The organism is Streptomyces sp. NPDC001502, assembly GCF_042894785.1.
Classification (GTDB): Bacteria; Actinomycetota; Actinomycetes; order Streptomycetales; family Streptomycetaceae; genus Streptomyces; species Streptomyces kutzneri.
The window spans coordinates 362,251-378,482 of sequence record NZ_JBIAVW010000003.1 but is presented as its reverse complement, the minus strand read 5'-3'; the positions used below and the strand labels follow the sequence as shown (position 1 = coordinate 378,482).

Annotated in this window: 13 protein-coding genes and 1 pseudogene; 11 read left to right on the top strand and 3 right to left on the bottom strand. The window is 72.1% G+C overall.

Annotated elements, in window-relative coordinates; genetic code table 11:
* Positions 1 to 122: 122 nt before the first annotated feature.
* From ACFY0D_RS06585 to ACFY0D_RS06560, 6 genes and pseudogenes are all read left to right on the top strand, one after another.
* Positions 123 to 623, top strand: coding sequence for a GNAT family N-acetyltransferase (locus tag ACFY0D_RS06585; protein WP_390797289.1), 501 nt, complete (start codon positions 123 to 125; stop codon positions 621 to 623).
* Between the two features lie 313 nt (positions 624 to 936).
* Positions 937 to 1,350, top strand: a complete 414-nt coding sequence (locus ACFY0D_RS06580) for a hypothetical protein (RefSeq protein WP_390797288.1) — start codon at positions 937 to 939, stop codon at positions 1,348 to 1,350.
* Between the two features lie 90 nt (positions 1,351 to 1,440).
* Positions 1,441 to 3,015, top strand: a complete 1,575-nt coding sequence (locus ACFY0D_RS06575; RefSeq protein ID WP_390797287.1) for an adenosine deaminase — start codon at positions 1,441 to 1,443, stop codon at positions 3,013 to 3,015.
* Positions 3,016 to 3,090: 75 nt separating this feature from the next.
* Positions 3,091 to 3,579 carry a DUF4265 domain-containing protein gene (locus ACFY0D_RS06570; RefSeq protein WP_390797286.1) on the top strand — a complete coding sequence of 163 codons (489 nt, stop codon included), beginning with the start codon at positions 3,091 to 3,093 and terminating at the stop codon, positions 3,577 to 3,579.
* A 141-nt stretch (positions 3,580 to 3,720) separates the two neighbouring features.
* Positions 3,721 to 4,617, top strand: a complete 897-nt coding sequence (locus tag ACFY0D_RS06565) for an NUDIX domain-containing protein (RefSeq protein ID WP_390797285.1) — start codon at positions 3,721 to 3,723, stop codon at positions 4,615 to 4,617.
* Between the two features lie 33 nt (positions 4,618 to 4,650).
* Positions 4,651 to 5,418: pseudogene (locus ACFY0D_RS06560) on the top strand (SDR family oxidoreductase); the annotation flags it as partial.
* Positions 5,419 to 5,503: 85 nt separating this feature from the next.
* Here ACFY0D_RS06560 and ACFY0D_RS06555 read toward each other — a convergent pair.
* Genes ACFY0D_RS06555 through ACFY0D_RS06545 form a run of 3 tightly spaced genes read right to left on the bottom strand, consistent with a single transcriptional unit; the run spans position 5,504 to position 9,140 of the window.
* Complete coding sequence (locus ACFY0D_RS06555) at positions 5,504 to 7,843, bottom strand: FtsX-like permease family protein (RefSeq protein WP_390797284.1); 2,340 nt, start codon at positions 7,841 to 7,843, stop codon at positions 5,504 to 5,506.
* Between the two features lie 2 nt (positions 7,844 to 7,845).
* Positions 7,846 to 8,637, bottom strand: coding sequence for an ABC transporter ATP-binding protein (locus tag ACFY0D_RS06550; protein WP_390797283.1), 792 nt, complete (start codon positions 8,635 to 8,637; stop codon positions 7,846 to 7,848).
* Positions 8,634 to 9,140 carry a PadR family transcriptional regulator gene (locus tag ACFY0D_RS06545; RefSeq protein WP_314252823.1) on the bottom strand — a complete coding sequence of 169 codons (507 nt, stop codon included), beginning with the start codon at positions 9,138 to 9,140 and terminating at the stop codon, positions 8,634 to 8,636. The genes ACFY0D_RS06550 and ACFY0D_RS06545 overlap by 4 nt, the downstream gene beginning before the upstream one ends.
* Before the next feature lie 168 nt (positions 9,141 to 9,308).
* Between ACFY0D_RS06545 and ACFY0D_RS06540 the strand changes: the two genes are divergently transcribed.
* From ACFY0D_RS06540 to ACFY0D_RS06520, 5 genes are all read left to right on the top strand, one after another.
* Positions 9,309 to 10,589: an ABC transporter substrate-binding protein gene (locus ACFY0D_RS06540; RefSeq protein ID WP_390797282.1), complete on the top strand. Its 1,281-nt coding sequence runs from the start codon at positions 9,309 to 9,311 to the stop codon at positions 10,587 to 10,589.
* Positions 10,590 to 10,800: 211 nt separating this feature from the next.
* Positions 10,801 to 12,483, top strand: coding sequence for a glycoside hydrolase family 13 protein (locus ACFY0D_RS06535; protein WP_390797281.1), 1,683 nt, complete (start codon positions 10,801 to 10,803; stop codon positions 12,481 to 12,483).
* Between the two features lie 100 nt (positions 12,484 to 12,583).
* Entirely contained in the window at positions 12,584 to 13,915 is a 1,332-nt protein-coding gene (locus tag ACFY0D_RS06530) for an ABC transporter substrate-binding protein (protein ID WP_390797280.1), read from the top strand.
* A gap of 10 nt (positions 13,916 to 13,925) precedes the next feature.
* Positions 13,926 to 15,260, top strand: a complete 1,335-nt coding sequence (locus ACFY0D_RS06525) for an ABC transporter permease subunit (RefSeq protein WP_390797279.1) — start codon at positions 13,926 to 13,928, stop codon at positions 15,258 to 15,260.
* Positions 15,257 to 16,207, top strand: coding sequence for a carbohydrate ABC transporter permease (locus tag ACFY0D_RS06520; protein ID WP_390797278.1), 951 nt, complete (start codon positions 15,257 to 15,259; stop codon positions 16,205 to 16,207). Before ACFY0D_RS06525 ends, ACFY0D_RS06520 begins: the two co-directional genes overlap by 4 nt.
* Positions 16,208 to 16,232 lie beyond the last annotated feature (25 nt).

Genomic DNA, 16,232 nt, shown 5'->3' with positions numbered 1-16,232 from the left:
AACACGGTTGATCGAGTTCCTGGACCGCCGGCTCCGAGACAGACGCTGACCGGTGCCCCGGCCGCGCCGTCCCGCGCGTAATTCGCAGGTGGCAGCGGTGACGGGTCTCGTACAGTGCTGCGATGGCGACTGTACGAGCGATGACCGAAGCCGATGTCGCGGCGGTAGCGGAGATACGGGTGACCGGCTGGAAGGCCGCGTATGCCGGGATCGTGCCCCAGTCCTACCTCGATCGCATGACGGTCGAAGCGGACGCGCACCGGCGCAGGCAGTACTTCACGAGGCCGGACAAGGCCACCACCGATCTGGTGGCGGTGGACGCCCGGGGTGGGGTGGTGGGTTGGGCGTGCCTCGGGCCCTCGCGTACGGCTGCGGGCGAGCTCTGCGCTCTGTACGTTCGGCCCTCGCTCATCGGGTCCGGCATCGGACGCACGCTCCTCCAAGCCGTGCACGCCGACGCTCTGGCCCGCGGCTTCGGCTCGGTCCTGCTGTGGGTGCTCACCGACAACACCCGGGCGCGCCGGTTCTACGAACGAGCCGGCTACGCCGCTGACGGTGCCGTCCAGGCCGACGACTACGACGGAGTGTCCATCACCGAGGTTCGTTACCGTATCGCCTTGTAGCGGGGCTCCATGGCGTGGTCTGAGCGGGGTCGTGCGCGGTCCGGTCGAAGCGGTGCGGCGGGCGCTGGCCGGATTGCGGCTGGACAGTCGGCACGAGCCGCCGGAGCATGGCGCGCAGGTGCGAGGCCTTTCCAGCGGAAGGACCGTCAGGATGAACGTGGACGACGGGAAATCAGGCGGCCGGCGGCCTTGGCAGCGGTCGCCCGCGAGCGGCAACCCGGGGCCGGTGGGACCAGTGGGACCGGGCGGCCCCGGTGCGCCGGGCGGACTCCCCCACGAGCCGATTCCCCCCGGCGCGCGGATGCCGGACGCCGTGCGGAACCTCCGTGTGCTGATGATGGTCCTGGGCGGCATGCAGGCCCTCCTCGGGGTCGCTCTGGTGACCAACAGCGTGGCCGTCGCCACATCCGTCTGGGGCGACGGCGACGCCTCCACCCCGTGTTGCACCACGCCGGGCGAGGATCACGCCGGGATGGTCGTGTTCGCCGGCCTGCTCGTCCTCGCGGTCTCGGCATGGGGGGTCACCACGGCCCTCAAGTTCCCCACGCGCCATCGCAATCTGCGCGTGTCCGCCTTCGTCTACGGGTGGACGGCCCTGCCCTTCAGCTGGGCGTTCTTCCAGGTGATACCGCTGCTGGGATTCGCCTGGCTCGTGCCGGCGGTCCTGGCGATCGTCCGTCCGAACCAGCCGGAAAGCCGTGCCTGGTTCAACCGTCGGCCCCTGTGACGCGTGGAGGCGGCGTGAGGGCGGCCCCCGCCGGAAGGAACGATCCTCTGCGGGGCCTCCCGGGTGACAGGGGGAGGCGCCCGGCCCGGCATGCCGCTGCGCGGCGGTCCGCTTCACCACCATGTGGCCGTGATCCCATCCCACTTGATCGGTGCGCTCTCCGCCCTCGCCCTGCTCGCACCCGCCTCCGCGTACGCGGCCTCCGCCCCCGTCGCGCCCCCGGCCCCGGCGCCGGCCCCCGCGCCGGCCCGGCCCGGGGACTTCTTCGCCGACCTCCCCAAGGGCGGTGACCTGCACAACCACCTGTCCGGAGCGGTCACCACCGAGTTCCTGATCGAACTCGCCGCCGGGGACGGCCTGTGCATCACCACCGACACCACCACCGCGGTGCCCCCGCCGTGCGGGGCCGGCACCCGGCCCGCCGCCGACGCCGTCACCGACGCGGCGTTCCGTCAGCAGGTCATCCGGGCCTGGTCGATGCAGGACTTCCCGGCGGACGGCAACGGCCACGACCACTTCTTCGCGACCTTCGGCAAGTTCGGCGAGGTGACCTGGAGGCACCCCGGCCGGATGCTCGCGGAGGTCGCGGGCTCCGCCGCCCGGCAGAACCAGTTCTACCTGGAGACCATGATCTCCCCGGCCTCCGGCCAGGCCCGGACGCTCGCCGACCGGGTCGGCTACGACGCCGACCTCGACCGCATGCACGACAAGCTCCTGGCCGGCGGGGGCCTGGACGCGGTCGTCCGACAGGCCCGCGCCGATGCCGACAGCACCGATGCCGAGTTCCGCGGCGCCGCGCACTGTGACACTCCGCAGCCCGACGAGGCGTGCTCCCTGCCGTACCGGTGGATCTCCCAGGTCGCCCGCGCCGGCACCCCGGAGCGGGTGTTCACCCAGATGGCGCTGGGCATGCGGCTGGCCGAGCGCGACCCGCGCTTCGTCGCCGTCAACCTGGTGCAGCCGGAGGACGACCCGGTCGCCCTGCGCGACTACCGCCTGCACATGCGGATGCTGAACTACCTCAAGACCCAGTACCCGAAGGCGCACATCACCCTGCACGCGGGCGAGCTGGTGCCCGGCCTGGTCAAGCCGGAGGACCTCACCTTCCACATCAGGGAGGCCGCCCAGACCGGCCGCGCCGAGCGGATCGGGCACGGTGTGTCGGTCCTGCACGAGGACCGCTCGGAGTCACTCATGCGCTACATGGCCGAGCGGCGCATCGCAGTGGAGGTCCCGTTCCACAGCAACGAGCAGATCCTGCGCGTCTCCGGCGACGCGCACCCGTTCGCCACCTACCGCCGCCATGGCGTGCCGGTCGTCCTGGCCACCGACGACCCGGGCGTGTCGCGGATCGAGATCACCGACGAGTACCGCCGGGCGGCGGAGATGTACGGACTCGACTACCCGGAGCTGAAGGACCTGGCCCGCGCCTCCCTGGAACACTCGTTCCTGCCCGGCCGGGGTCTGTGGAACCGTGACGTCCGCACCGGCTACCGTCCGACCGGGGCGTGTGCCCACGAGCAGCAGGGCGCCGAGCGCCCGAGCGAGCGGTGCGCCCGGTTCCTGGACGTCAGCCCGAAGGCGCAGGTCGAGTGGCGGCAGGAGGCGGCCTTCCAGCGCTTCGAGGCCGACCACGCCCGTGCCACCCGCCCCGGCTCCCACTGATCCCGGGACCTGGCCGGACCGGTCCGCACCCCTCGGGGGCGCGGGCCGGTCCGCGGTGTCGCCGGCGATCAGCGCATGATGGCTCTCATGGAGATGGCGGTCGAGAAGATCAAGGTGTGGTTCCGGTTCGTCCCGCGCGAGGGGTGGTTCCCGCAGGACACCGAGGGCCTGTGGGCGACGAAGCTCGGCGATGACACCGCGAGTGTGGAGAACTGCCCCTTCCTTCAGGACGGGGTGGCCGAGGGCGATGTGGTGCGGTACCGGACCGACTCCGACGGGCTCCACTGGGCTGTCGGACGGGTCAGTTCCTCCGGCAACTGCACGATCCGTGTGGTGCCCGTGCCCACCGGTCCCCTGGGGCGCAGCCCGCAGGCGGTGCACCAGCGCCTTTCGGTGTTCGGGCTCGGCGGCGAGGTCTTCAGTGAGGACTTCCCCATGCTGGCCCTGACCGCGGAGGCAGGGGCGGACTTCGCCGGGATCAAGGCTCTCCTGGACCGGGGCCGGGACGAGGGATGGTGGCACTACGAGGTCGGCTGCGCCACGGACGAGTGGTGGAACGCCTGAAACCGACCGGAACCTCGCGGCAGCCCCGGGGGGGCGGACACGCCGGCTCGAACGTCGCCTCGAACGCGCGCGATGCCGCGGTCCGGCCGTGACGGCGCCGCATCCGGACCGTTCTTCAGGGCACCAGTTAAGGAGCCTTCGATGACCGAATCCGACGAACCGCACGGTACCGCCGCGCTGCTGGTCGACTCACGAGGCCGGTACCTGCTGCACCTGCGCGACGCCAACAAGAACATCTGCGATCCGGGTACGTGGTCGATCCCGGGCGGAGGCCGGGAGGGCGAGGAGACGGCGGCGCAGGCCGTCGAGCGGGAACTCCTCGAAGAGACCGGCCTGGTGGTGCCGTTGGAGCCCTTCACGATCGTCGGCTGCACCGGGCCCGGGCCGGACGGGCCGGCCGAGGGGCGTATCCAGGTGTACCTGGGGGCCTGGGACGGCGACGCCGACGAACTCCCCTGTCCCGAAGGGATCATGCTCCGCCATTTCGACGCGGCCACGATCCCTTTCCTGACGATGTGCCCGTGGACGACGGAGGTCATCGAGCTCCACCGGGCCCGGGGCCTCGCCCCGGCCGTACCGGCCCAGGCCCGGCCCGGCGGCCGGGCACGGCGGAACATCGTCGGTGTTCACCTCTACCTCGAACGCGACGGTCAGGTCCTGCTCGGGCTGCGTCACCCGGACTCCGCCTTCGCCGCGTCCACCCACCACTTCCTCGCCGGACACTGTGAGCAGGAATCCGCCGTCGCCTGCCTGGTGAGGGAGGCGCAGGAGGAGGCCGGCCTGGGCATCGACCCGGGCGACGTGGAACTGGTCCACGTCGTGCACCTCGTGGACGGACCGGGCGGCCGGCCCCGTATCCAGCTCGTGTTCCGCGCGCGGCGGTGGCAGGGCACACCCGAGGTGCGCGAGCCCGACCGCTGCCTGTCCTGGGGCTGGTGGCCCGCCGACGAGCTCCCCGAACCGGTCGTCCCCTACACCCGGGCCGCGGTCGAGGGCATCCGGGCCGGCCACCTGTACACCGAGCTCGGCTGGACATGAGCCGGGCATGAAACCGGGCATGGACTTCTCGGGGGGGCGGTAGCAGGCAGAGGGTTCACCCGTGACGCCTCACGGGCGACGTTCCCCGAGGAGGTCGAGGCCGTTGAGGGTGACTTCGCGGTGCCGGAGTCGTTGAAGCCCGCTCTGGACGGGGTGCGCTCGCTGTTCCTCGTGTCTCGTATGGGCCCTGACGCGGACATCCTCGCGGCAGCCCGGCGGACCGGGGTCGAGCACGTGGTGCTGGTGTCGTCCATCACCGTCCAGACCCATCCGCACCTGGGCCCCGCCGGCGAGAATCTGGCGGTCGAGCGGCTGCTCAAGGACAGCGGCATGGAGTGGACGATCCTGCGGCCGACGCAGTTCGCCTCGAACGCCATGATGTGGGCGGCTTCGATCCGCGACGGTCAGGCGGTCCGCGCGCCGTACGCGGACACGGGACTCCCCACGATCCACCCTGCGGACATCGCGTCCGTGGCGCGGGTCGTGCTGACCGAACCAGGCCATCGGGGGCGGACGTATGCCCTGACCGGTCCGGAGCCGGTGACAGCCCGGCAGCAGGTCGAGGCCATCGGGGCAGCACTCGGGCGGGATGTGCCCTTCATCGAGATCAGCCGACGGGAGGCTCGTGCCCGGATGGCTGCGGTCTTCGGGGAGGAAGCCGCCGACGCGGTCCCCGATGTCACGTGCGGAGACGTCAACAGCGAGCTGCTGGCAGTGCGCGACACTGTTTCACACGTCACCGGCTCCCCGGGCAGGCCCTTCCGGCAGTGGGCCGAGGACCATGCCCACATGTTCCGCTGAGACGCCGCGGGCGGTGACTCACCCGGGGCCCTGGTCCGCCAGACCCTGACGATCCAGGTGGCGATCAGGTGTTCCCTCCGGAGCGTCAGAGCGTCTCGCTCAGCGAGTCGGCCGGCCGCCGTCGGGCCGCCCGGGTCGCCGGCAGCGCCGCCGCCGCCACCGCGCCCAGCACCGCCCCGACGATGACGGTCAGCAGCACGGGGAGCGGCGGCAGCTGGGCGATGCCCGCGCCGATGCCGCTCGACGCGCCTTGGGTGTCCACCAGCCATCTGCCGGACAGCACCCCCACCGCCGTGCCCACCAGTGCGGATGCCAGCGCCGTCAGTCCGGCGGCCGTCACGGTCATCGCGCCGATCTGCCGGGGCGTCAGCCCGATCGCCTTCAGCGCGAGCAGGTCCCGGCCCCGGTCCCGTACGCCGGTACCGATGAGTGTCAGCAACTCGATCAGCCCGATCAGCGCCAGGACCGCGATCAGGGCGGCGATCACCGCGCGCGCCGGTTCCAGCCGGTCGGCCGGGTTGGGCGTCTCCCGGACTTCCAGGGTTGCGCCCGCCGCCGCGGCGAGTGCGGAGCTCACCGTCACGGGGTCGGCGCCCTCGCGCAGCACGAGGGCGTGGAAGCCGGGCCGCAGCCCCGGATCGCGCTCGCGCAGTGCGTCGATGGTGGTGGTGATCACCCGGCCCGCGGATTCGGGTTCGATGGTGCGGCCGACGACGTGCAGGATCTGTGGCCGTCCCTCGACGGTCATCCGCACCCACGCGCCGACCCGTACGCCGAGGAGGTCGAGCAACCCCTGCCCGGCCACCGCCTCGTCCGGGCCGCTGACGGCGCGCCCTTCGACCACCTTCGAGGGGTACGGGTCCCCGGCCGTACCCAGGCCCCGGAGCGTGATGGTGCCGGTCTGGCCCGGCACGAGCGCCGCCATTTCGGCGCCGGGGTGGACCGCGGCGACGTCCGGGACCTGTGCGAGGGCCCGCTCCAGTTCCGCGTCGGACGCCCCGGCCGGCTGCGCGGCCCGTACGGTCAGTGCCGCGGGCCGTCCCATCTGCGCGGGCCGGCTGCGGAACTGGTCCAGCGTCGACCAGGCGACGAGGGCGACCGTGATGAGGACCAGCGGCAGGGCGAGCCGGGCGACGGGGACGAGCGTCCGGCCGCGCCGCGGGAAGGCCGCGCGCCATCCCAGGACCAGGGCGGGCGGCACGCGTACGCCGAGGGCCCGCCTGCCGAGCGCGGTCATCGGCGCGGCGGACGGCAGCGCTGCACGGGCCACCGGCACCGGTGGGACCCGTCCGGCGCGCCAGGCCGTGAGCCCGGTCGCGGCCGCGATCAGGAGCACGGCGCCGCACGGGATGCCGATCATGAGCGCGGTGTGGCCGGGCAGGTCCTGCCACACCGCCGTCGCCTCGCCGATCCGGCCAGGTATCCGGGCGCCCAGCAGGGCGATCGCCGCCGTGCCGAGGGTGACGCCGAGGAGGGCGAAGGCCAGATGCTGTACGAGGAAGCCGCGGGTCACCTGGCCGGGGGTGAAGCCGACGGCCTTGAGGATCGCGATGTCCCGCAGCTGGCCGCGGACGCGGGCGCCGATCGCTCCGGCGGCGGCGAGCGCGGCCGCGAGCAGCGCGCCGAGCCCGAAGACGGCGAACATCTGCCCGAGCAGCCGGTCGTCGCCGCCGGCCTCGGCCCGTGCCTGCTGCCACTTGGTGACCTGGGCGACCCGGTCGGCGCCGAGGACGGTCACGGCCCGCTGGACGGTGAAGTCGGTGTCGTCCGGATCCCGCAGGCGCAGGCCCACGCTCTGCCCGGTGTCGCCGTGGGCGACCTCGTCGAGGGTGTCGTCGAGGACCCAGCCGATGCCGGGCCCGCCGCCGGGGTGGTAACGGGGCTCGGCCACCTCGGCGATTCCGCTCACCTGCAGTGCGTGCGGGGCTCCGTCCGGCCCGGTGACCCGTACGGTGTCGCCCGGCTCGGCCCAGAGGGCCCGCGCGACCGAGGCCTCCAGTACGAGGGCGCCGTTGCCGGCACCCGTGCCGTCGCCGGTGGTGTCCGGCCGGGCGAGCCATGTGCCGTCGGTGACGAGTGGCCGTCCGGTCTCCGGGGGTTCCGTCGCGGCCGCGCGCAGCGTCACGCCGACCCGGGCGCCGCGCGATTCGACCGTGGTCGCCGTCGTGCGGTAGGGCCCGGAGAGGGCGGCGATCCCGTCCACGCGGGACAGGGCGGCCGTGTCCGCGCCGGCCCGGGTGTGCAGCCAGATGTGTGCGCCGTGGGACTGGTTGAAGACGCGCTGCCAGGGGTTGGCGGCGTAGCTGAACAGTGCGCCGGCGAGCAGGAGCGAGGCGATGATCCCGGCGCTGGCCAGGACGACGAAGACGGCTTCGCCGCGGTGTGCGCGGAAGTCGGCGTGCGCCCAGCGCAGCGTGGCCCGCACGGTCACTCCTTGAGTTCCAGGTCCAGGTCCAGCACGCCGGAGACGCCGCGGGCCGGCCCGCGGCGTCCGCCGCCGAGCTGTGCGTCGTCGGCTATGCGCCCGTCGAAGAAGCTGATGACGCGGTCGGCGGCGCTGGCCATCCGGGCGTCGTGGGTGACCATCATGATCGTCTGGCCGCGCTGGTGGAACCGGGAGAGCAGCCGCAGCACCTCGCGGGTGCCCTTGCTGTCGAGGCTGCCGGCCGGTTCGTCGGCGAGCAGCAGTGCGGGGTGGTTGACGAGGGCGCGGGCGAGTGCGACCCGCTGCTGTTCGCCGCCGGACAGCTCTCCGGGCATCGAGCGTTCGCGGCCTTCGAGGCCGAGTTCGGCGAGCAGTTCGGCACGGGACGCGCGGGCGGCCTTGGGGGAGGCTCCGGCGAGCAGGGCGGGGAGTTCGACGTTGTCGGCGACGGTGAGGTTGGAGACCAGGTTGAAGAACTGGAAGACGACGCCGATGCTGCGGCGCCGCAGGACCGCCCAGCGGGCCTCGCGGTACTCGTCGACCCGCTCTCCGCCGATCCACAGTTTCCCGCTGTCGGGGCGCTGGAGGCCGCCTATCAGGTGCAGGAGCGTGGATTTGCCGGCTCCGGAGGGCCCGGTGACCGCGACGAACTCGCCGGGTCCGACGGACAGGTCCACCCCGCGTACGGCGTGCACGGGTACGCCCTCGCCGTGGTGCGTCTTGGTCAGGCCCTCGGCCCGCACGATGGGCTCGACGGACGCGCCAGGAGCGGCGGTGGTGGCGTCGTCGCTCATTCCAGCTCCTCCTGGCAGCGTTCGAGCCAGTCGAGGTCGGCCTGCAGGTGCAGCATGGCGCCCTCGATCAGCAGTTGGGAGATCTTGTTGTCGCGGTCCTCGGCCGCGGCCAGTTTGGACAGGTCCCGCATGGTGTTGAGGTACTGCCGCCGCTGCTTGTTGATCAGTGCGACCGGATCGGCCAGTCCCGACTGCGGTGCGAGGGCGAGTTTCATGAAGAACTCGTCCCGTACCCGGGGCTCCTCGGTGGTGTCCTCGAACCAGGCCAGCACGGCCTCGCGTCCGGCGTCCGTCAGCTTGTACGTGCGCTTGTTGGGGCGTCCCGACTGTTCGACGTCCTCGCCCTCGATGAGGCCGCTCTTCTCCAGCCGTCCGAGGGTGACGTAGATCTGGCCGACGTTGGGCTGAGGGTACGCGGCGCCCAGGAGCTTCTCAAGGTCCTGCTTCAGCTCGTAACCGTGCGCAGGGCTACGGGTGAGGAGCGCAAGGAGCGCCAGCCGCACTCGCTCCCCCTCCTTCCCGCTCTGTAGTCAACGGTTCACTCGGCAGCGGGCCGAGTTGCGCCGCCGTCCGTCTCGTCTGCCTGGGCGTCTAGTATCGCCCATGCCTAACGGGTATATATAGGCCACGATGGTCGGCAACGCAGCCGGATCGTGTACTGGGAGGAATCTATGCGGTGGATGCGTGCCGCGGGTAGAGCTCTCCTGGTCGGGGCGGTCGTACTGGCGGGATACACCGGTCTCGGCGTCCGCGCCGGGACGGGCGCGGCTTCCGAGGACGGCGACCGCGGCCCCCTGACTCTCGTCACGGCGGGCGATCTCACCGACTACCTCCCTCCGCTTCTGGAGGACTGGAACGACGCCCATCCCGGCGAGCGCGTCACGCTCGTCGAGCTGCCCGACTCGGCGGACGAGACCCGGGCCCAGATGATCAGTGAGCTGCGGTCGGGCCGCGACCGGTTCGACGTGCTGAACATCGACGTCGCCTGGACGTCCGAGTTCGCGGCGGCCGGATGGATCTCCCCGCTCCGGCGTGATCGCTTCCCGCTGGACTCCTTCCTGCGGCCCGTCGTCGACACGGCGACCTTCGACGGCCGGCTGTACGCGGTCCCGTACGTCACCAACGCGGGACTGCTCTACTACCGCAAGGACATCCTGGAACGGGAGGGCGAGCAGCCGCCGCGCACCTGGGACGATCTGGTCCGCCAGGCGCGCACGATCGCCCCGGAGTACGGACTGGACGGATATGCCGGCCAGTTCCTGCCGTACGAGGGGCTCACGGTCAACGTCACCGAGGCGGTGCACTCGGCGGGCGGATCGATTCTGCGCGACGACGGAGCCCGCGTGACCGTGGACTCGGACGCGGCGCGCACCGGACTGCGGTTCCTCGCGGACGGTGTGCGGGAAGGCTGGATCTCCCGCGACGCGCTCGGTTACAAGGAGGAGGAGTCGCGGCGGGCCTTCCAGGACGGCCGTCTGCTGTTCCTGCGGAACTGGCCCTACGTGTACGCGGACGCGAGCGCGGAGGGATCGAAGGTCGCGGGCAGGTTCGGCGCCGTGCCGCTGCCCGGACGCGACGGGCCGGGCACCAGTGTGCTGGGAGGCTCCAACCTCGCCGTGAGCAGCCATGCGCGGCATCCGGCGTCGGCGGCGGATCTGATCTCCTACCTCACCAGTGAGCGGGTCCAGCGGCAGGTGCTCACCAAGGGCTCGCTGCCTCCGGTGCGCGCCGCGCTGTACGAGGACCCCGAGCTGGTCCGCGCGTATCCGTACCTGCCCACGCTGCGCCAGAGCGTGCTGTCCGCGGTGCCCCGTCCCAAGAGTCCGCGCTACGACCAGGTGAGCCTCGCCGTGCAGGCCGTGGCGCAGGACGTGCTGGCGCTGCGCCAGACGCCGGAGCAGGCGGCGGCGCGGCTCGCGCGCGAGCTCGGGACCATCTCCCGCAAGGGCTGACCGCACTCCTCCGCTCCCCTCAAGGGTCTCTACTTACATGTTAAGTAGAGACCCTTCGTCGTGCATGTGGGCATTCACGCACAAACCACCCCAGCTTTTCGCTGTTTCTGGACACATCGTTGACACCTTCCAGTCGCTGCTACTTAACATGCATGCATAACAGCGCACCGATCCGGGGCGCTCTCGCATTCAGCAGACAGGTCGACGCGAGATGCTCAGCACCCTTCCGGCCGCCACCGGCCACACCTCCCCCACCGCCACCCCCTCGGCCCCTTGGTGGCGCGACGCGGTGATCTACCAGGTCTACGTCCGCAGCTTCCTCGACAGCACCGGGGACGGCATCGGCGACCTGGCCGGCGTCCGGGCCGGGCTCCCCTACCTGCGCAAGCTCGGTGTCGACGGCATCTGGCTCAGCCCCTTCTACCCGTCGCCGCAGCACGACCACGGCTACGACGTCGCCGACTACCGCGGCGTCGACCCGGTCTACGGCGACCTCGCGGAGTTCGACCGGCTGGTGGCCGACGCCCGCCGGCTCGGGCTGAAGCTGCTCCTCGACATCGTTCCCAACCACTGCTCCAGCGAGCACCCGTGGTTCCGGGGCGCGCTCGCCGCGGAGCCGGGCAGCGCGGAGCGCGCCCGTTTCCACTTCGCGCCCGGCCGCGGCCCGGAGGGGGCCGAGCCTCCCAACAACTGGCGTGCGATGTTCGGCGGTCCCGCCTGGAGCCGGACCACCGGTCCCGACGGCGCCCCCGGCGAGTGGTACCTGCACCTCTTCACGCCCGAGCAGCCCGACCTGAACTGGCGCGATCCGGCCGTGGGCGACGACTTCGAGGAGGTGCTGCGCTTCTGGCTGGAGCGCGGGGTCGACGGCTTCCGCATCGATGTCGCCGCCGGACTGTTCAAGCACCCCGCGCTGCCCGACTCGGACGACCCCGGCGCCGACGAGCGGGCCCGCGACGCCGTCAACCAGCTGGCCTGGAACCAGCCCGAGGTCCACGGCGTGTGGCGGCGCTGGCGCGCGGTCTGCGAGGAGTACACCGCCCGGGACGGCCGCGAACGGCTGCTGGTCGGCGAGGTGTCCGTGCCCACCGCGCGCGAGCACGCCGAGTACGTCCGCCCCGACGAACTGCACCAGGCGTTCTTCTTCGACCTGCTGAGCGCCCCCTGGGACGCCGACGCCTTCCGCGCGACGATCACCGACGCGATGCGCGACATCGCCGGGACGGGCTCCACCGTCACCTGGGTCCTCAACAACCACGACCAGGTCCGCACGGTCACCCGCTACGCGGGCGAGCCCGGGGTGGAAGGCAGCGGACTGGGGGCCGCCCGCGCCCGCGCCGCGGCCCTCCTCATGCTCGCGCTGCCCGGCGCCGCGTACGTCTACCAGGGCGAGGAGCTCGGCCTCCCCGAGGTCCTCGACCTGCCCGACGAGGTCCTCACCGACCCGATCTTCCACCGTACGGGCAGCCGCAAGCACGTCCGGGACGGCTGCCGCGTGCCGCTGCCCTGGTCCGGGCACGCCTCCCCGTTCGGCTTCTCCGGGGAAGCGGCCGGCGCCAAGCCGTGGCTGCCGCAGCCCGAGTGGTTCGCCGAGCACGCGACCGACCGCGCCCTGGCCGACACCCGCTCGTTCTGGCACCTCTACCGCGACGGGCTCCAGCTGCGGCGCACCCTTCCGCAGCTCGGCGAAGGCCCCCTGCGCTGGCTGGACGCGCCTCCCCGGGTACTGGCGATCACCCGCGGCGACGGCCTGGTCTGCGCGGTGAACTTCGGCACCGAGCCGGTACCCGCCCCGGTCCCCGGGACTCCGCTGCTCGCCAGCGGCCCCTGTCCCGAGGGGGTCCTGCCCGCGGCCACCGCCGCCTGGTGGACGGCCGAATGCCCGGCCCCGTGACCCCGGGCCCCTGAGCTCCCCCTCCCCCTCCTCGCCCTCCTCCCCCTCCTCCTCCCCCCCTTCCGCCTCCTCTTCCTGACCTCCAGACAAGGACTCCCTCATGCGACGACCCAGCAAGACGACCCGGCGGACCGCGGCCACCGCATCGGCGGCCCTCGCCCTCGCCCTCGGTGCCACCGCCTGCGGCAACGCCACCGGACCCGCGAGCGGCGGCGAACTGAGCGGCCAGACCGTGACCGTGGCAGGCGTCTGGACCGGCAGCGAGCAGCAGAACTTCAAGAAGGTCCTGGACGCCTTCACCGAGAAGACCGGCGCCAAGACGGTCTTCGTACCCTCCGGCGACAACGTCTCCACCTTCGTCGGAAGCAAGATCGAAGGCGGCAACGCGCCCGACGTGGTGCTGGTTCCCCAGGTGGGTGTGCTCCAGCAGTTCGCCAAGGAGGGCTGGCTCCAGCCCCTGTCCGACGAGGCCACCAGGAAGGCCGGCTCCACCCTCGCCCCGGTGTGGAAGAACTACGGCACCGTCGACGGCACGTACTACGGCCTCTACTTCAAGGCCGCCCACAAGTCGACGGTCTGGTACACCCCGGAGGCCTTCGCCCAGGCGGGCGTCAACGAGCCCACGAGCTACGCCGACATGCTGAAGGCCGGCCGCACCCTGGCCGACTCCGGCCGCCCCGCCTTCGCCATAGCCGGCGAGGACGGCTGGACCCTCACCGACTGGTTCGAGAACGTCTACCTCTCCCAGGCCGGGCCGGAGAAGTACGACCAGCTCGCCCAGCACAAGCTCAAGTGGACCGACGACAGCGTCGTCAGGGCGCTGACCACCCTCGGCGAACTGTTCAAGGACAAGCAGCTCGTCGCCGGGGGTGCCCAGACGGCGCTGGGCACCGACTTCCCCTCGTCGGTCGCGCAGGTCTTCGGTCCCGATCCCAAGGCGGGGATGGTCTACGAGGGCGACTTCGTCGGTGGCATCGCCAAGGACCAGTTCGGCAAGAAGCCCGGCGAGGACGCCAAGTTCTTCCCGTTCCCCGCGGTCGACGGCGGCAAGGCGCCGGTCGTCAGCGGCGGCGACGCGGCCGTCGTCCTGAAGGACGCGAAGAACGGCAAGGCCGGCATGAAGCTGCTCGAATTCCTGTCCGGCTCCGAGGCCGCCGAGGTCTGGGCCCGCGCCGGCGGTTTCCTGTCCCCGAACAAGGAGCTCGACATCGCCTCGTACGGTGACGAGATCACCCGCAGCACGGCCAACTCGCTCATCGCGGCGGGCGACTCGATCCGCTTCGACATGTCGGACCAGGCCCCGGCCGCGTTCGGCGGCACCAAGGGAGCGGGCGAGTGGAAACTCCTCCAGGACTTCCTGCGCGACCCGTCGGACCCGCGGGGCACGGCCGCGAAGCTAGAGGCCGAGGCCGCCAAGGCCTACGGGAACTGAGGCGGCACCCATGGCTGACACCATGACCGCCGCCCGCGGCGCGGCCGACGGGCGGCGCCGGGCCCAGCGCAGGAAACGCCGCCTCGCGGTCGTCTTCGTCCTGCCCGCCCTGCTGCTGCTCGGCGCGCTGGTCGTCTACCCGGTCCTCTTCTCCCTCGGCCGCAGCCTCTTCGACGCCGACGGCGACCGCTTCGTGGGAGCCGCCAACTACGCGGCGATCGTGCAGGACCAGGCCACCCTCAAGGCCATCCGCAACAGTGCGCTCTGGGTCGTCGTCGCTCCGACCCTGCTGACCGGCCTCGGGCTGATGCTCGCCGTACTCACCGAGAAGGTGCGCTGGGCGACCGCCTTCAAGCTCGTGCTCTTCCTGCCGATGGCCGTGTCGTTCCTCGCCGCGGGCATCATCTTCCGGCTCGCCTACGACCAGGACCCGGCCCGGGGCGTGCTCAACGCCGCCGTCACCGGTGTCCACGACAGCTTCGTGGACACCGCCGCCTATCCGACGGCCCGTGCCCGGGAGGGCCAGGGCCTGACCGGCGGGCCGGGCGGCCCGTACAGCACCGAGGAGGCCGTTCTTCCCAGCCGCTCGGTCGGTCTCGGCTTCCTCGGGGTGGCACCCGGCGCGATGCCGGCCGGAGCGAAGGCCGCGGCCCCCGCGGAGCCCCGGCCGGACAGCATCGGGGGTGTCGTCTACCTGGACTTCGCCCCCGGCGGCGCCGGCACCCCGGGCCGCATCGACCCGGGCGAGAACGGGCTGCCCGGCATGACGGTCGAGGCCGTACGGGACGGCCGGGTGGCCGCCACCGCGGTCACGGCCGAGGACGGGTCGTTCCGCTTCACCGGGCTGGCCGACGGCCCGTACACGGTCCGGCTGCCCGCGGCCAACTTCGCGGCCCCGTACCAGGGGGTGAACTGGCTCGGTCCGGCGCTGGTCACACCGGCCATCATCGGCGCCTACCTGTGGGTGTGGACCGGCTTCGCCATGGTCCTGATCGGCGCCGGCCTCGCGGCCATCCCGCGGGACGCCCTGGAGGCCGCGCGGATGGACGGTGCCTCCGAGGGCCAGATCTTCCGCAAGATCACCGTACCGCTGCTCGCACCGGTGCTCACCGTCGTCTTCGTGACCCTGGTGATCAACGTGATGAAGGTCTTCGACCTCGTCTACATCATCGCGCCCGGACCGGTCCAGGAGGAGGCCAACGTGCTCGCCACCCGCATGTGGCTGGTCTCCTTCGGCGGCGGCAACGACCAGGGGCTCGGCAGCGCGCTCAGCGTGGTGCTCCTCCTGCTCGTCGTCCCGGCGATGATCTTCAACATCCGGCGCTTCCGAAGGAGTGGAGCATGAGCGGCCACGGCACCATCGAGCGCCGGCCGTCCCGGCGGACTGCGGCGGTCCGCCCCGTCCCCGGCCCGCCGGCGCAGGGGCCCGTACGCGGACCCGGGCGCCGGCGCGGGAAGCGGCTGTCGCGCCTGCTGAGCAACTCCCTCGTCCAGGGCGCGCTGATCCTGGTCGCCCTGGTGTGGATCACCCCGCTGGCGGGCCTGCTCATCTCCTCCATGCGCTCCGAGGGCGACAACGCCTCCGGCGGCTGGTGGACCGCGCTCAGCGACCCGTCCCAGCTGTCCCTGGACAACTACGGCGCCCTGCTGCAGGACTCCGGTATCGCGGCGGCGTTCGGGAACACCGTCCTGATCTCCGTGCCGACCACCATCCTGGTGGTCGCCATCGCGGCACTCGCCGGATACGCCTTCGCGTGGCTGGAGTTCCCCGGCCGGGACGCCGTCTTCCTGGTGGTCGTCGGACTGCTGGTGGTCCCCGTACAGATCGGGCTGCTGCCCGTGGCCAAACTCTTCGGTGCGGTGGGGCTGTTCGGCACGGTCGCGGGCGTCGTCCTCTTCCACGTCGCCTACGGCCTGCCGTTCGCGATCTTCCTGCTGCGCAACTACTTCGCCGGGATACCGCGCGAGATGCTGGAGGCCGCCCGGATGGACGGCGGCAGCGAATGGCGGATCTTCTCCCGGCTGGTGCTGCCGCTCGGCCGCCCGGCGATCGCGAGCCTGGCCATCTTCCAGTTCCTGTGGGTCTGGAACGACATGCTCGTGGCGCTGCTCTTCGCGGACAGCGGGTCCCAGCCGCTCACGGTCGCGCTGCAGTCCCAGATGCGGCAGTTCGGGAGCAACATCGGCGTCCTCGCGCCCGGGGCGTTCCTGTCCCTGGTGGTCCCGCTGATCGTCTTCTTCGCCTTCCAGCGGCACTTCGTCCAGGGGGTGATGGCGGGCTCGGTGAAGTGACCACATTCCTACCGTCAAAGGCCGC

What these genes read in the sequence shown, in the direction of transcription:
- ACFY0D_RS06585 (WP_390797289.1), top strand. Translation starts at nt 123, where the DNA reads ATGGCGACTGTACGAGCGATGACCGAAGCCGATGTCGCGGCGGTAGCG.
- ACFY0D_RS06575 (WP_390797287.1), top strand. Translation starts at nt 1,441, where the DNA reads ATGCCGCTGCGCGGCGGTCCGCTTCACCACCATGTGGCCGTGATCCCA.
- ACFY0D_RS06570 (WP_390797286.1), top strand. Translation starts at nt 3,091, where the DNA reads ATGATGGCTCTCATGGAGATGGCGGTCGAGAAGATCAAGGTGTGGTTC.
- ACFY0D_RS06565 (WP_390797285.1), top strand. Translation starts at nt 3,721, where the DNA reads ATGACCGAATCCGACGAACCGCACGGTACCGCCGCGCTGCTGGTCGAC.
- ACFY0D_RS06550 (WP_390797283.1), bottom strand. Translation starts at nt 8,637, where the DNA reads ATGAGCGACGACGCCACCACCGCCGCTCCTGGCGCGTCCGTCGAGCCC.
- ACFY0D_RS06540 (WP_390797282.1), top strand. Translation starts at nt 9,309, where the DNA reads ATGCGGTGGATGCGTGCCGCGGGTAGAGCTCTCCTGGTCGGGGCGGTC.
- ACFY0D_RS06535 (WP_390797281.1), top strand. Translation starts at nt 10,801, where the DNA reads ATGCTCAGCACCCTTCCGGCCGCCACCGGCCACACCTCCCCCACCGCC.
- ACFY0D_RS06530 (WP_390797280.1), top strand. Translation starts at nt 12,584, where the DNA reads ATGCGACGACCCAGCAAGACGACCCGGCGGACCGCGGCCACCGCATCG.
- ACFY0D_RS06525 (WP_390797279.1), top strand. Translation starts at nt 13,926, where the DNA reads ATGGCTGACACCATGACCGCCGCCCGCGGCGCGGCCGACGGGCGGCGC.
- ACFY0D_RS06520 (WP_390797278.1), top strand. Translation starts at nt 15,257, where the DNA reads ATGAGCGGCCACGGCACCATCGAGCGCCGGCCGTCCCGGCGGACTGCG.